The sequence below is a fragment of the Klebsiella planticola ATCC 33531 genome (assembly GCF_000735435.1).
GTDB lineage: Bacteria > Pseudomonadota > Gammaproteobacteria > Enterobacterales > Enterobacteriaceae > Klebsiella > Klebsiella planticola.
Window position 1 is genome coordinate 16,000 of the sequence record NZ_JMPP01000010.1, and the last position, 15,008, is coordinate 31,007.

General features: G+C 52.6%; 12 protein-coding genes. 2 read left to right on the forward strand and 10 right to left on the reverse strand.

What is annotated here, in order from left to right:
• Nucleotides 1-165: 165 nt before the first annotated feature.
• Nucleotides 166-471, forward strand: coding sequence for a PTS sugar transporter subunit IIB (locus tag GRPL_RS22125; protein WP_004118425.1), 306 nt, complete (start codon nt 166-168; stop codon nt 469-471).
• Between the two features lie 3 nt (nt 472-474).
• Nucleotides 475-783, forward strand: coding sequence for a PTS lactose/cellobiose transporter subunit IIA (locus GRPL_RS22120; protein ID WP_004118423.1), 309 nt, complete (start codon nt 475-477; stop codon nt 781-783).
• Between the two features lie 49 nt (nt 784-832).
• Here GRPL_RS22120 and dcuB read toward each other — a convergent pair whose 3' ends face one another.
• The 10 genes from dcuB to GRPL_RS26490 form a co-directional block, all read right to left on the reverse strand.
• A complete protein-coding gene (dcuB, locus tag GRPL_RS22115; protein ID WP_032695575.1) occupies nt 833-2,173 on the reverse strand; it encodes an anaerobic C4-dicarboxylate transporter DcuB in 1,341 nt (446 codons plus the stop codon).
• A 413-nt stretch (nt 2,174-2,586) separates the two neighbouring features.
• The gene (gene rpoC / locus GRPL_RS22110) at nt 2,587-6,810 is read right to left on the reverse strand and encodes a DNA-directed RNA polymerase subunit beta' (protein ID WP_015585387.1); all 4,224 of its coding nucleotides are present in this window, start codon (nt 6,808-6,810) and stop codon (nt 2,587-2,589) included.
• A 76-nt stretch (nt 6,811-6,886) separates the two neighbouring features.
• A complete protein-coding gene (rpoB, locus tag GRPL_RS22105) occupies nt 6,887-10,915 on the reverse strand; it encodes a DNA-directed RNA polymerase subunit beta (RefSeq protein ID WP_032690001.1) in 4,029 nt (1,342 codons plus the stop codon).
• Between the two features lie 325 nt (nt 10,916-11,240).
• A complete protein-coding gene (gene rplL / locus GRPL_RS22100) occupies nt 11,241-11,606 on the reverse strand; it encodes a 50S ribosomal protein L7/L12 (RefSeq protein ID WP_004118416.1) in 366 nt (121 codons plus the stop codon).
• A gap of 66 nt (nt 11,607-11,672) precedes the next feature.
• Entirely contained in the window at nt 11,673-12,170 is a 498-nt protein-coding gene (gene rplJ / locus GRPL_RS22095; RefSeq protein WP_001207203.1) for a 50S ribosomal protein L10, read from the reverse strand.
• Between the two features lie 300 nt (nt 12,171-12,470).
• Nucleotides 12,471-13,175, reverse strand: a complete 705-nt coding sequence (rplA, locus tag GRPL_RS22090) for a 50S ribosomal protein L1 (protein ID WP_004118413.1) — start codon at nt 13,173-13,175, stop codon at nt 12,471-12,473.
• Nucleotides 13,176-13,178: 3 nt separating this feature from the next.
• Nucleotides 13,179-13,607, reverse strand: coding sequence for a 50S ribosomal protein L11 (gene rplK, locus GRPL_RS22085; protein ID WP_003862340.1), 429 nt, complete (start codon nt 13,605-13,607; stop codon nt 13,179-13,181).
• A gap of 153 nt (nt 13,608-13,760) precedes the next feature.
• Nucleotides 13,761-14,306, reverse strand: coding sequence for a transcription termination/antitermination protein NusG (gene nusG / locus GRPL_RS22080; protein WP_002438628.1), 546 nt, complete (start codon nt 14,304-14,306; stop codon nt 13,761-13,763).
• Between the two features lies 1 nt (nt 14,307).
• On the reverse strand, nt 14,308-14,691 hold the full coding sequence (secE, locus tag GRPL_RS22075; RefSeq protein ID WP_004118411.1) for a preprotein translocase subunit SecE: 384 nt from the start codon (nt 14,689-14,691) through the stop codon (nt 14,308-14,310).
• A 229-nt stretch (nt 14,692-14,920) separates the two neighbouring features.
• The coding region (locus GRPL_RS26490; RefSeq protein ID WP_072106261.1) for an EF-Tu C-terminal domain-related protein at nt 14,921-15,008 on the reverse strand (88 nt) is incomplete at its 5' end.

A 15,008-nucleotide genomic window follows, 5' to 3' on the forward strand; every position in this document is an offset into this window, starting at 1 on the left:
GGCATCCGCAGGCCCGTCAGCCCGGATTTTACTGTTTTCAACCCTAAAACCGAAACCGGTTTCATTATTTTGTGATGCCTTACACACAATCACGGCAAAGCGGTTGTCGTGTCTGTCGGCCCGCGATAAAGATGATGCATCAAGGGAACATAAGGGCCATCTACTATGAAGAATATCGTTTTATGCTGCGCCGCTGGAATGTCCACCAGCATGCTGGTTCAACGCATGCAGGCTGCGGCACAACAAAAAGGTGTGGAAGTCTCCATCAAAGCCGTACCGGTTGCCGAGTTTAAAGATAATCTTGCTACTGCCGATATTATCCTGCTCGGTCCGCAGGTGAAGTACGAGCAAGCTAAACTCCAGGCGCTGGCCGACCCGTTTGGTAAAAAAGTCGCCGTTATCGATATGATGGACTACGGCATGATGAAAGGCGATGCTGTTCTCGACAAAGCCCTGAAGTTGATGGAGTAAGTCATGGAAGATTTAGAAACGATCATTATGGAGCTGTTGGTGAATGCTGGTTCTGCCCGCAGTTCAGCATTAACGGCTCTGCAGCTGGCCCGCAAAGGTGATTTTGCGGCTTCTGAGCAGGCAATGGCAGAATCACATGAGTTTGTGAAGCACGCGCATAAAATCCAGACCCAGCTCATCGGCCTGGATGAAGGCACAGGTAAGCTGCCGGTGAACCTGATTACCGTTCACTCCCAGGATCATCTGATGAATGCCATGGTGATACAGGATCTGGCAACCGATATGATTGAACTGTATCGTCGCACCGCGTAGTCAATAAACGCAGTGAATAGCAGGTGCCCTTCAGGCACCTGCTTTTTTATTATAAGAAGCCGTAAAGCGCGGCGAAGACCCAGCCAAACACGCACGAAACGCTGACGCCAATGAGCCCCGGTAGAATAAAGCTATGGTTAATCACAAAACGGCCGATATGCGTCGTCCCTGAGCGATCGAACTGAATCGCCGCCAGGTCGCTCGGGTAGGTTGGCAGAATATAATAGCCGTAGCAGGCTGGCGCGGAGGCGACGATGTAGGCCGGATCGACGCCAATCGCCAGCGCCACCGGGACAATCGCCGCCAGCGCTGCGGCCTGGGAATTGACAAATTTGGAGACCAGCAGCAGTACGATGGCATAGGCCCACGGATACTCCTTCACCATTTCGCCGAGCACGCCTTTAATCTCCGTCATGTGCGCGCCGAACATCGTTTCCGCCATCCAGGCGATACCGTATACCGCCACAATGGCGATCATCCCCGAGCGGAAAACCTCATTCTTAGAAATCGACGCCGGGTTAGTTTTGGTAATGATGATGATAAGTGCGCCGGAGAGCAGCATGAACATCTGAATCACCAGGACCATCGACAGCGGCTTGCCGTTGAATGCCGGACGCAGTTCGGAGAAGGCCCCCAGAACGGCAACCACGGCAATCGACGCCAGGAAGATCCACATAGCGACCCAGTTACTGGTCGGCAGTTTTCTGTCCAGCAGCGTTGCCGTATCGCCATAAACATAATGACGGTTTTCCGGCGTTGAGATGAAAGCCTGAAACGCTTCGTCTTTATCTAAGTCTTTACCGCGGAACCAGCTAAAAATACCGATTGCCAGAATCCCCAGTAGCGTAGAGGGAATGGTAATCGCCAGCAGATCGAGGAATTCGAGGTGCTTACCGTTGAAGGTAAAGTTGCCCAGCATCGCCACCAGGGACACCACCGCTACGGACACCGGGCTGGCGATAATCCCCATCTGTGCGCCAATGGAGCTTGCCGCCATCGGGCGCTCGGGGCGAATATTGTTCTTGATAGCGACATCATAAATAATCGGCAGAATCGTATAAACCACGTGGCCAGTGCCGCAAAGAATGGTCAGCGTACAGGTGACGAAGGGAGCCACGATGGAGACATATTTTGGATTGCGCCGCAGAAGTTTCTCTGCAATCTGCAGCATTACATCTAACCCGCCGGAAGCCTGAAGCGTCGCCGAGGCGGCAACAACCGCAATAATCACCAGCATCACATCAACCGGCGGCTTGCCCGGCTGAAGATGAAAGACAAAGACTAAAATAACCAGCCCGATACCGCCTAAAAGACCCAGTGCGATACCGCCTTTTCTGGCACCATAAAAGAGACAAATTAAGATAATGATGAGTTGTATTGCGAATTCCATGCATCCCCCAGCCCCTGGCTATGAAAATCAAAAGACTTATCTTCCGCTGCCGTATTATTTAGCCATCTCCCCCATCGCTTTTTACGGGTATAAACCGCCCTCCTCGGCGTCATGAAACCGAAGATAAAAGAAAAAGTAATCACATGATTAATTGGACTTTTTGACTATATCGCCTTTGATTTGCTGATTTTTTGATACGTGTAGAATTTTTACCCATCAATAAGTGTGGGTATTAAGAAAAAACAGCCAGTCGACTTTTATATGAATTGTTTGCTGCTTAATTGAGGGGGAAATATTAATGGAATGTAATTCATTATGAGAGGGCAGAAGCGGATATTATCGTGGCGCCATACCGGGATAATAAAAAAGCCAGTCAGGAGACCTGACTGGCTTTTTAAGCGTAGCGTCAACGATTAATCGTTGTCGGAACCGCCCAGGCCTGCGTTCAGCAGTTCTGCCAGGTTAGCAGAAGCTTCTTCCACGCTCACCTGAGGTGCTGCAGGCTGTTCGCCCGCGGCGCGGCGGCGCATACGATCCTGGTGGTACGCATAGCCGGTACCCGCCGGGATCAGACGACCGACGATAACGTTCTCTTTCAGGCCGCGCAGTTCGTCGCGTTTGCCCGCAACGGCTGCTTCGGTCAGGACACGCGTGGTCTCCTGGAACGATGCGGCAGAGATGAACGACTCGGTTGCCAGAGACGCTTTGGTGATACCCAGCAGGTCGCGGGAGTAAGTCGCCGCCACTTTGCCGTTCGCTTCCAGATCGCGGTTAGCAATCTTGACGCGGGAGTATTCAACCTGTTCGCCTTCCAGGAAGTCGGAGCTACCGGCGCTTTCGATGGTCGCTTTACGCAGCATCTGACGAACGATAACTTCGATGTGTTTATCGTTAATCTTAACGCCTTGCAGACGGTAAACGTCCTGTACTTCGTTGGTGATATAACGCGTTACCGCGTGTACGCCACGAAGACGCAGAATGTCGTGCGGTGCTTCCGGACCGTCGGAAACCACATCACCACGTTCTACACGTTCACCTTCGAACACGTTCAGCTGACGCCATTTCGGAATCATCTCTTCGTACGGATCGCTGCCGTCTAACGGAGTGATAACCAGACGACGTTTGCCTTTGGTTTCTTTACCGAAGGAAATGATACCGCTGATTTCCGCCAGGATAGCCGGCTCTTTCGGACGACGTGCTTCGAACAGATCCGCAACGCGCGGCAGACCACCGGTGATGTCCTTGGTACCACTGGATTCCTGAGGAATACGCGCCAGAGCGTCACCCGCACTGATCTGTACGCCATCTTCCAGCTGTACAATCGCTTTGCCCGGCAGGAAGTACTGAGCAGGCATATCGGTGCCTGGGATCAGAACGTCGTTGCCCTGCGCATCAACAATTTTCAGCGCTGGACGCAGATCTTTACCGCCCGCGGTACGTTCTGCAGAATCCAGAACAACCAGGGATGACAGGCCGGTTAATTCGTCGGTCTGACGGGTAATGGTCTGGCCGTCAATCATGTCAGTAAAGCGGATGAAACCACTGACTTCAGAGATAACCGGCATGGTGTGCGGATCCCAGTTTGCCACGGTTTCACCGCCGGCAACCTGCTCGCCATCGCCTTTCGCCATCACAGCACCGTAAGGCACTTTATAGCTTTCTTTAGTACGACCGAATTCGTCGATCAGCTTCAGCTCGGTGTTACGAGAGGTCACAACCAGCTTGCCAGCGGAGTTAACAACCGACTTGGCGTTAGACAGCTTGATGCTACCCTTGTTTTTCACCTGAATGCTGGATTCAGCAGCCGCACGAGATGCCGCACCACCGATGTGGAACGTACGCATCGTCAGCTGTGTACCCGGCTCACCGATGGACTGTGCCGCGATAACGCCGATTGCTTCACCTTTGTTGATGATGTGGCCACGCGCCAGGTCACGACCGTAGCAGTGCGCACATACACCAAAGTCGGTGTCACAGGATACAACGGAACGCACTTTGACGGAGTCAACGGAGTTCTCTTCCAGCAGGTCACACCAGTGCTCGTGCAGCAGCGTGTTGCGTGGAACCAGAATGTCCGCGGTACCCGGCTTCAGAACGTCTTCAGCGGTCACACGACCCAGTACGCGATCGCGCAGCGGCTCTTTAACATCGCCACCCTCGATAACCGGGGTCATGGTGATGCCTTCCAGGGTACCACAGTCATCTTCAGTAACGACCAGGTCCTGGGCAACGTCAACCAGACGACGGGTCAGGTAACCGGAGTTCGCTGTTTTCAGTGCGGTATCCGCCAGACCTTTACGCGCACCGTGAGTAGAGATGAAGTACTGGAGTACGTTCAGACCTTCACGGAAGTTCGCGGTGATTGGCGTTTCGATGATGGAGCCATCCGGCTTCGCCATCAGACCACGCATACCCGCCAGCTGACGAATCTGTGCCGCAGAACCACGCGCACCGGAGTCGGCCATCATGTAGATGCTGTTGAAGGAAACCTGCTGCTCTTCGACGCCGTCACGGTTAATCACGGTTTCGGTTTGCAGGTTATCCATCATCGCTTTGGATACACGATCGTTCGCCGCAGCCCAGATATCGATAACTTTGTTGTAGCGTTCGCCCGCGGTAACCAGACCGGACTGGAACTGTTCCTGGATCTCAGCAACTTCAGCTTCCGCTTCGCTGATGATCTCGTGTTTTTTCTCCGGGATGACCATGTCATCGATACCAACGGATGCACCTGAACGCGCTGCATAAGCAAAGCCGGTGTACATCGTCTGGTCCGCAAAAATAACGGTCGGTTTCAGGCCCAGAATACGGTAGCAGGTATTCAGCATCTTAGAGATGGCTTTCTTACCCAGCGCCTGGTTCACGATAGAGAACGGCAGACCTTTCGGCACGATCATCCACAGAATCGCACGGCCAACGGTCGTGTCTTTCAGGCTGGTTTTCGCAACGAACTGGCCGTTTTCATCTTTTTCGTATTCGGTGATACGCACTTTAACGCGCGCATGCAGAGAGGCCAGACCGGCGCGATAAATACGCTCCGCTTCTTTCGGGCCAGTCAGCACCATGCCTTCGCCTTTGGCGTTAACACAGTCACGGGTCATGTAGTACAGACCCAGTACAACGTCCTGAGACGGAACGATGATTGGCTCGCCGTTCGCCGGGGACAGGATGTTGTTGGTAGACATCATCAGCGCACGCGCTTCCAGCTGGGCTTCCAGCGTCAGCGGTACGTGAACAGCCATCTGGTCACCATCGAAGTCGGCGTTATATGCCGCACAAACCAGCGGGTGCAGCTGGATAGCTTTACCTTCGATCAGTACCGGTTCAAATGCCTGGATACCCAGACGGTGCAGTGTTGGTGCACGGTTCAGCAGTACCGGGTGTTCGCGGATAACTTCGTCCAGGATATCCCAGACCACAGCTTCTTCACGCTCAACCATTTTCTTCGCGGCTTTGATGGTGGTGGCCAGGCCACGCAGTTCCAGCTTGCCGTAAATGAACGGTTTGAACAGCTCCAGCGCCATTTTCTTCGGCAGACCGCACTGATGCAGACGCAGGTATGGACCTACGGTGATAACAGAACGACCGGAGTAGTCAACACGCTTACCGAGCAGGTTCTGACGGAAACGACCCTGCTTACCTTTGATCATGTCGGCCAAAGATTTCAGAGGACGCTTGTTAGAACCGGTGATCGCACGACCGCGACGACCGTTATCCAGCAGGGCATCAACCGCTTCCTGCAGCATACGTTTTTCGTTGCGTACGATGATATCCGGCGCAGCCAGATCCAGCAGACGTTTCAGACGGTTGTTACGGTTAATGACGCGACGATACAGATCGTTCAGGTCAGAAGTCGCGAAACGACCACCATCCAGCGGTACCAGCGGACGCAGATCCGGCGGCAGAACCGGCAGAACGGTCAGGATCATCCACTCCGGCTTGTTGCCAGACTGAACGAACGCTTCCAGCAGCTTGATACGCTTGGTCAGCTTTTTACGTTTGGTTTCGGAGTTAGTTTCGTTCAGCTCTTCACGCAGCTGCTCGCACTCTTGCTCCAGATCCATGCTTTTCAGCAGGGCCTGAATAGCTTCCGCACCCATCTTCGCATCGAATTCGTCACCAAACTCTTCCAGCGCATCCAGATACTGCTCTTCAGTCAGGATCTGATTACGTTCCAGGTTGGTCATCCCGCCTTCGATAACCACATAGGATTCGAAGTACAGAACACGTTCGATATCGCGCAGCGGCATATCCAGCAGCAGGCCGATACGGGACGGCAGCGATTTCAGGAACCAAATGTGGGCGGTCGGAGAGGCCAGTTCGATGTGGCCCATGCGCTCACGACGCACTTTGGTCTGGGTCACTTCAACGCCGCACTTCTCACAGATAACACCACGGTGTTTCAGGCGCTTGTACTTACCGCACAGGCACTCGTAATCTTTTACTGGCCCAAAGATACGGGCGCAGAAAAGGCCGTCACGCTCTGGTTTGAACGTACGGTAGTTAATGGTTTCCGGCTTTTTAACTTCACCAAAAGACCATGAACGGATCATGTCTGGCGATGCCAGAGCAATTTTGATCGCATCAAACTCTTCGGTTTTAGTTTGCGCTTTCAGAAACTTTAATAAGTCTTTCACGGATTTGCTCCCGTCGGAGTTAGCACAATCTGGCGCCGGGGGTTACCCCGGCACCAGTGACCTGTTTGAGCGAGAGTTACTCGTCTTCCAGTTCGATGTTGATGCCCAGCGAGCGAATCTCTTTCAACAGTACGTTGAAGGATTCCGGCATGCCCGGTTCCATCTGATGGTTGCCGTCCACGATGTTTTTATACATCTTGGTACGACCGTTGACGTCATCAGACTTAACGGTGAGCATTTCCTGCAGGGTGTATGCTGCGCCGTAAGCTTCCAGCGCCCACACTTCCATCTCACCGAAGCGCTGACCACCGAACTGAGCCTTACCACCCAGCGGCTGCTGAGTAACCAGGCTGTAAGAACCGGTAGAACGCGCATGCATCTTGTCATCAACCAGGTGGTTCAGTTTCAGCATGTACATGTAGCCAACGGTAACCTGGCGCTCGAATTGCTCGCCGGTACGACCGTCGAACAGAGTGATCTGACCGGAAGTCGGCAGGCCACCCAGCTGTAACAGTTCCTTGATTTCAGACTCTTTCGCACCGTCGAATACCGGCGTGGCGATCGGCATACCTTTTTTCAGGTTTTCAGCAAGACGCAGAACTTCATCATCGGTGAAGGTATTCAGATCGACCTTCTGACGAACATCGGTACCCAGGTCATACGCTTTCTGGATGAACTCGCGCAGTTTGGCGACTTCCTGCTGCTGTTTGAGCATCGCGTTGATTTTCTCACCGATGCCTTTCGCAGCCATACCCAGGTGGGTTTCCAGAATCTGACCGATGTTCATACGAGATGGTACGCCCAGCGGGTTCAGTACGATGTCGACCGGCGTACCGTTTTCATCGTAAGGCATATCTTCGATCGGGTTGATCTTAGAAATAACACCCTTGTTACCGTGACGACCTGCCATTTTGTCACCCGGCTGAATCTGACGTTTAACGGCCAGATACACTTTAACAATCTTCAGCACGCCCGGTGCCAGATCGTCGCCCTGAGTGATTTTGCGGCGTTTCGCTTCGAGTTTTTTCTCGAACTCGTGTTTCAGTTCGTCGTACTGCTCAGCCAGCTGTTCCAGCTGATTTTGTTTCTCTTCGTCGGTCAGGCCCAGTTCCAGCCAGCGATCGCGCGGCAGCTTGTCGAGCTTCTCAGCTTCAACACCACCGGCAACCAGCACCGCGTAGATACGACCAAACAGGCCAGCCTCGAGGATCTGCAGTTCTTCAGACAGGTCTTTTTTGGCCTGCTTCAGCTGCATCTCTTCGATTTCCAGCGCACGTTTGTCTTTTTCCACGCCATCGCGGGTGAAGACCTGAACGTCGATAACCGTACCGGAAACACCGTTTGGTACGCGCAGAGAAGAGTCTTTAACGTCAGACGCTTTCTCGCCGAAGATCGCACGCAGCAGTTTCTCTTCTGGCGTCAGCTGGGTTTCACCTTTCGGCGTTACCTTACCAACCAGAATGTCGCCGCCGGTCACTTCTGCACCGATGTAAACAATACCGGATTCATCCAGTTTAGAGAGCGCAGCTTCACCCACGTTCGGGATATCAGCGGTGATCTCTTCCGGCCCCAGCTTGGTGTCACGGGACACACACGCCAGTTCCTGAATATGAATCGTGGTGAAACGATCTTCCTGAACCACACGCTCGGAGACGAGGATGGAGTCTTCGAAGTTGTAGCCGTTCCACGGCATGAACGCTACGCGCATGTTCTGACCGAGAGCCAGTTCACCAAGGTCGGTGGACGGACCGTCTGCCAGCACGTCGCCGCGCTCAATTGGCTCACCCAGGGACACGCAAGGCATCTGATTGATGCAGGTGTTCTGGTTAGAACGGGTGTACTTGGTCAGGTTATAGATGTCGATACCTGCTTCGCCCGGGTACATCTCATCTTCGTTAACTTTGATAACGATACGGGATGCATCGACGTACTGTACGGTACCGCCACGCTTAGCAACTGCAGTAACACCGGAGTCGACGGCAACAGCACGTTCCATACCGGTACCAACCAGCGGCTTATCAGCGCGCAGAGTCGGAACCGCCTGACGTTGCATGTTCGCACCCATCAATGCACGGTTGGCGTCATCGTGTTCCAGGAACGGGATCAGTGACGCACCGACGGAAACCACCTGTTGGGTGGAAACGTCCATGTAGTCAACCTGATCGCGGCTGAACAAGCTGGATTCGCCTTTGCTACGGCAGGTCACCAGATCTTCTACAAAGTGGCCTTCGTCATCCAGGTTGGAGTTCGCCTGAGCGATAACGTAGTTGCCTTCTTCGATAGCAGACAGGTAGTGAATTTCGTCGGTCACAACACCGTCGGTCACTTTACGATACGGAGTCTCGAGGAAGCCGTATTCGTTAGTCTGTGCGTACACGGACAGGGAGTTGATCAGACCGATGTTCGGACCTTCAGGCGTTTCGATTGGACATACGCGACCGTAGTGAGTCGGGTGTACGTCTCGAACTTCAAAGCCCGCACGTTCACGGGTCAGGCCGCCTGGGCCGAGTGCGGAGATACGACGCTTGTGCGTAATCTCGGACAGCGGGTTGTTCTGGTCCATAAACTGAGACAGCTGGCTGGAACCAAAGAACTCTTTCACTGCTGCAGAAATCGGCTTGGCGTTGATCATATCCTGAGGCATCAGGGTATCCAGATCGCCCAGAGACAGACGCTCTTTCACCGCACGCTCCACACGTACCAGGCCAACACGGAACTGGTTTTCCGCCATTTCGCCTACGGAACGGATACGACGGTTGCCGAGGTGGTCGATATCATCGACTTCGCCTTTACCGTTACGGATATCGATGAGCTTCTTCATCACTTCGATGATGTCGTCTTTGCTCAGGATACCGGAACCTTCGATTTCGTCACGCAGCAGAGAACGGTTGAACTTCATACGACCTACCGCAGACAGATCGTAGCGGTCTTCGGAGAAGAACAGGTTCTCAAACAGGCTTTCAGCCGCTTCACGAGTCGGCGGCTCACCCGGGCGCATCATGCGGTAGATTTCTACCAGTGCGCTCAGACGATCGTTAGTCGGGTCGACGCGTACCGTTTCAGAAATGTACGGACCGTGGTCCAGATCGTTGGTGAACAGGGTCTCGATGCGCTTGTGACCGGACTGGCTCAGTTTCGCCAGCAGATCCAGGCTCAGCTCCATGTTCGCCGGGCAGATCAGTTCGCCAGTGGCTTCATCGATGTAATCTTTGGCCGCAACTTTACCCGCAATATATTCAACCGGAACTTCGATATGCTTGATATCGTCTTTTTCCAGCTGACGGATATGGCGAGCGGTAATGCGACGGGCTTTCTCGACGTAGATTTTGCCGTTCGCTTCGATGTCGAAGGAAGCCGTTTCACCGCGCAGACGCTCCGGTACCAGTTCCATCTGCAGCTTGTTGTCGCGAATTTCAAAGACCACTTTCTCGAAGAACAGGTCAAGGATCTGCTCAGTGGTGTAATTCAGCGCGCGCAGGATGATGGTGGCCGGCAGCTTACGACGACGGTCGATACGGACAAACAGGTTGTCTTTCGGATCGAACTCGAAGTCCAGCCAGGAACCGCGGTAAGGAATGATACGTGCGTTATACAGGACCTTACCGGAAGAGTGAGTCTTACCTTTGTCAGAGTCAAAGAAGACGCCCGGGCTACGGTGCAGCTGAGAAACGATAACACGTTCAGTACCGTTGATAACAAAGGTACCGTTGTCGGTCATGAGCGGAATTTCGCCCATGTAGACTTCTTGTTCTTTAATGTCTTTAACGGTGCCTTCCGGCGCTTCACGCTCGTAGATCACCAGACGCAGTTTAACGCGCAGCGGTGCCGAGTAGGTCACGCCACGGATCTGACATTCTTTAACATCAAAAACAGGTTCGCCCAGACGGTAGCTGACGTATTGCAGCTCAGAGTTACCGCTGTAGCTTTTAATCGGGAACACGGAACGGAAAGCAGCTTCCAGACCGTACTGCCCTTCAGGATCTTGCTCGATAAACTTCTGAAACGAGTCAAGCTGGATGGAAAGGAGATAAGGTATGTCCAGAACCTGCGGACGTTTACCAAAATCCTTACGAATACGTTTTTTCTCGGTATAGGAGTAAACCATAGGGTTCCTCAGCTCGCTGACAAGTCGACCCGTCTGCCCAAATAAGGCAGTTTTTTATGCAACACTATTTTGTGGACCGGAAAATGGAACACTTTCCGCAATGCCTGTTTCTATCACGCTTAAACCATTTCGTTGCGATTTACACAGCTCAGGGACCCTGACCTGTCGCAGTATATTAAGTCGTCTATAGAAACAAGCATTGAAAGGACAACCCAGTAGTCAAACAGCGTGAAACGCTACTGGTGCCTTACAGCGCAAAAAGGCTGGTGACCAAAAAGTCACCAGCCTCAGCCTGATTTCTCAGGCTGCAACCGGAAGGGTTGGCTTATTTGACTTCAACTTCAGCGCCAGCTTCTTCCAGAGATTTTTTCAGAGCTTCAGCGTCGTCTTTGCTGATGCCTTCTTTCAGTGCAGCCGGTGCAGATTCTACCAGGTCTTTAGCTTCTTTCAGACCCAGGCCAGTTGCGCTACGTACTGCTTTGATAACAGCAACTTTGTTAGCGCCTGCAGCTTTCAGAATTACGTCGAATTCAGTTTTTTCTTCAGCAGCTTCAGCCGGGCCAGCAGCTACAGCTACAGCAGCAGCAGCGGAAACACCGAATTTTTCTTCCATTGCAGAGATCAGCTCAACAACGTCCATTACGGACATAGCGGATACTGCTTCAATGATTTGATCTTTAGTGATAGACATTTAAATTGTTCCTGAATATCAGAATAAGTTTATACGTAAGCGAGCGCTTTATAAAGACAACTGCGATTAAGCAGCTTCTTTCGCATCGCGTACAGCAGCCAGAGTGCGAACCAGTTTGCCAGCCGAAGCTTCTTTCATGGTTGCCATCAGGCGTGCAATTGCTTCTTCGTAGGTCGGCAGAGTTGCCAGGCGGTCGATTTGCGACGCCGGGATCAGCTCACCTTCAAAGGCTGCAGCTTTGACCTCAAATTTTGCATTCGCTTTCGCGAACTCTTTGAACAGACGAGCGGCAGCGCCCGGGTGTTCCATAGAGTATGCAATCAGGGTCGGACCAACAAACGTGTCTTTCAGGCACTCAAACTGAGTACCTTCAACGACGCGGCGCAGCAGGGTGTTACGAACAACACGCATGTAAACGCCAGCTTCACGACCTGCTTTACGCAGTTCAGTCATTTTATCAACAGTAACGCCACGGGAATCCGCAACTACTGCAGACAGCGCACCTTTGGCTACTTCGCTGACTTCAGCAACAATCGCTTGTTTGTCTTGAAGATTTAAAGCCATTAGCTTTGCTCCTGGATGTTTGCCAGAGCTTATGCTCTGGAACTCACTTCACTCTTTCCAACGAAAGAGCGTCTTTAATACGGTGAGCAGAAACAAGCCAGAGTATCCAAAAAATAATCTTAGCGTTCTGTCACCGTCTACGCAGGGGATTAAGTTTCTGACGAAACACCTGCGGTCTTCGACGGAGGCCTGGATAGGCCAGGCTCCAACGAACAAATCTGTTTTTATCTGTCTGGCCGAAGCTAACAGAATCGTGGGGGTAGAATTGTAGACAAATCCACCGCCCACGTAAAGCTAATCTTAGTTCGCAGAAGCGCTCAGACCAGCCTGATCAACGGCAACACCAGCACCCATGGTGGTGGAGATGCTAACTTTCTTGATGTACACGCCTTTAGCCTGAGTCGGTTTTGCTTTTTTCAGCGCAACCAGCAGAGCTTCCAGGTTTTCTTTCAGTTTGTCAGCGTCAAAGTCCACTTTACCGATGGTGGTGTGGATGATGCCGTTTTTGTCGTTACGATAACGAACCTGACCTGCTTTAGCGTTCTTAACAGCTTCAGCAACGTTCGGAGTAACGGTACCCACTTTCGGGTTTGGCATCAGGCCGCGCGGACCCAGAACCTGGCCCAGCTGGCCAACAACGCGCATTGCATCCGGAGAAGCGATAACAACGTCAAAGTTCATTTCGCCTTTTTTGATCTGGTCAGCCAGATCTTCCATACCTACCAGCTCGGCGCCTGCAGCTTTAGCAGCTTCAGCGTTCGGGCCCTGGGCAAATACGGCTACGCGAACGGAACGGCCAGTACCGTGCGGCAGTACAGTCGCGCCACGGACGTTCTGGTCAGATTTACGAGCGTCGATGCCGAGGTTAACGGCAACGTCTACGCTTTCAACGAACTTAGCAGTAGCCAGTTCTTTCAGCAGAGAGATGGCTTCGTTGATGTCGTACTGTTTGGTCGCATCAACTTTGTCACGAATCACGGACATGCGCTTGGTCAGTTTAGCCATTTCTTAGTCCTCCACTACCAGGCCCATGGAACGTGCAGTACCTTCAATGGAGCGAGTCATCGCTTCAATGTCGGAACCAGTCATGTCGGCAGCTTTGGTCTGCGCGATTTCCTGCAGCTGAGCGCGGGAAATTTTACCCACTTTGTCTTTGTTCGGTTTACCGGAACCAGACTTGATACCAGCCGCTTTTTTCAGCAGAACTGCTGCCGGCGGAGTTTTGGTAACGAAAGTGAAAGAACGGTCAGCGTAAACGGTAATAACAACCGGAATCGGCAGACCTTTTTCCATGGATTCAGTTTTGGCGTTGAACGCTTTGCAGAATTCCATGATGTTCACACCCTGCTGACCCAGTGCTGGACCAACCGGCGGACTCGGGTTTGCCATACCAGCTGCAACCTGCAGCTTGACGTAGGCTTGTACTTTCTTAGCCATTTAAATTTCCTCGTTTGGGTGTAGCGCCTGAAAAGGCTCCCCGTGATAAATATCGCTTTATGGGAATCAGACCCATAAAAACAAAAGGCGCGAAATTGTATGTCAATTTCGCGCCTCGTGCAACGATTAAATCGCTGCTTTTTTGATCGCCGGTTAGGCTTTCTCTACCTGGGCAAAGTCCAGTTCAACCGGAGTAGCACGGCCGAAGATGGAAACAGAGACCTTCAGACGAGATTTCTCGTAGTCAACTTCTTCAACCACGCCGTTAAAGTCAGCGAACGGACCATCGCTAACGCGTACCATTTCACCCGGCTCGAACAGAGTTTTCGGACGCGGCTTATCGCCAACCTGCTGCAGGCGATTCATGATCGCATCCACTTCTTTATCGCTGATCGGTGCCGGACGGTCAGAAGTACCGCCGATAAAGCCCATCACGCGCGGTACGCTGCGCACCAGGTGCCAGCTTGCGTCGTTCATTACCATCTGGACCAGAACGTAACCCGGGAAGAATTTACGCTCGCTCTTGCGGCGCTGGCCACCACGGATCTCGACCACTTCTTCGGTCGGCACCATGACTTCGCCAAACAACTCTTCCATATTGTGTAATTTGATATGTTCACGCAACGAGGTAGCTACGCGACCTTCAAAACCGGAAAACGCCTGAACGACGTACCAACGTTTTTTAGGAGCTTCAGACATCTCAGAACCTCAGGCCAGTGATAAAGGATACCAGGCGAACCAGAATACCATCCAGTCCCCACAGGATCAGTGACATTACCGCAGTAACCGCAGCAACAATCAGCGTGGTGTGCAGCGTTTCCTGGCGAGTTGGCCAGATAACCTTGCGGACTTCGGTTCTCGCTTCACGGGCGAAGGCGACGGTCGCCTTACCTTTAGTGGTTAACAGCGCGACGCCACCGGCAGCAGCGATCAGAATCACTACAGCCAGCGCACGCACCGCCAGCATAATGTCACGATAAAGGAAGTTGCCTACGATGGCCACAATCAGCAGCGCAGCAACGATCACCCACTTCATCGCTTCCAGGCCGCGCCCGCTCCCTTGAGCTTCGGTATTCGCACTCATAAACCAACCTGTCACAAGAATTCAGACAAATAATTTTGCCCCGCGAGAGCGAGGCAACCAAACCGAAATGCTCTGCTGCGTTTCGGACTTAACGCCCTCTACAGAGCCTGTCTCAGCAATGATTATGGCAAAAAAAATCACTGATGAGCCAGGTTCTGGTTCGAAAGCGTGCAAAAAGGGCATCAAATGATGCCCTTTTATTGCGCATTGCGTCAAATGTTATCAGCGATTAGCTGAGAACTTTTGCTACCACGCCCGCGCCAACGGTACGGCCGCCTTCACGGATTGCGAAACGCAGACCGTCGTCCATCGCGATT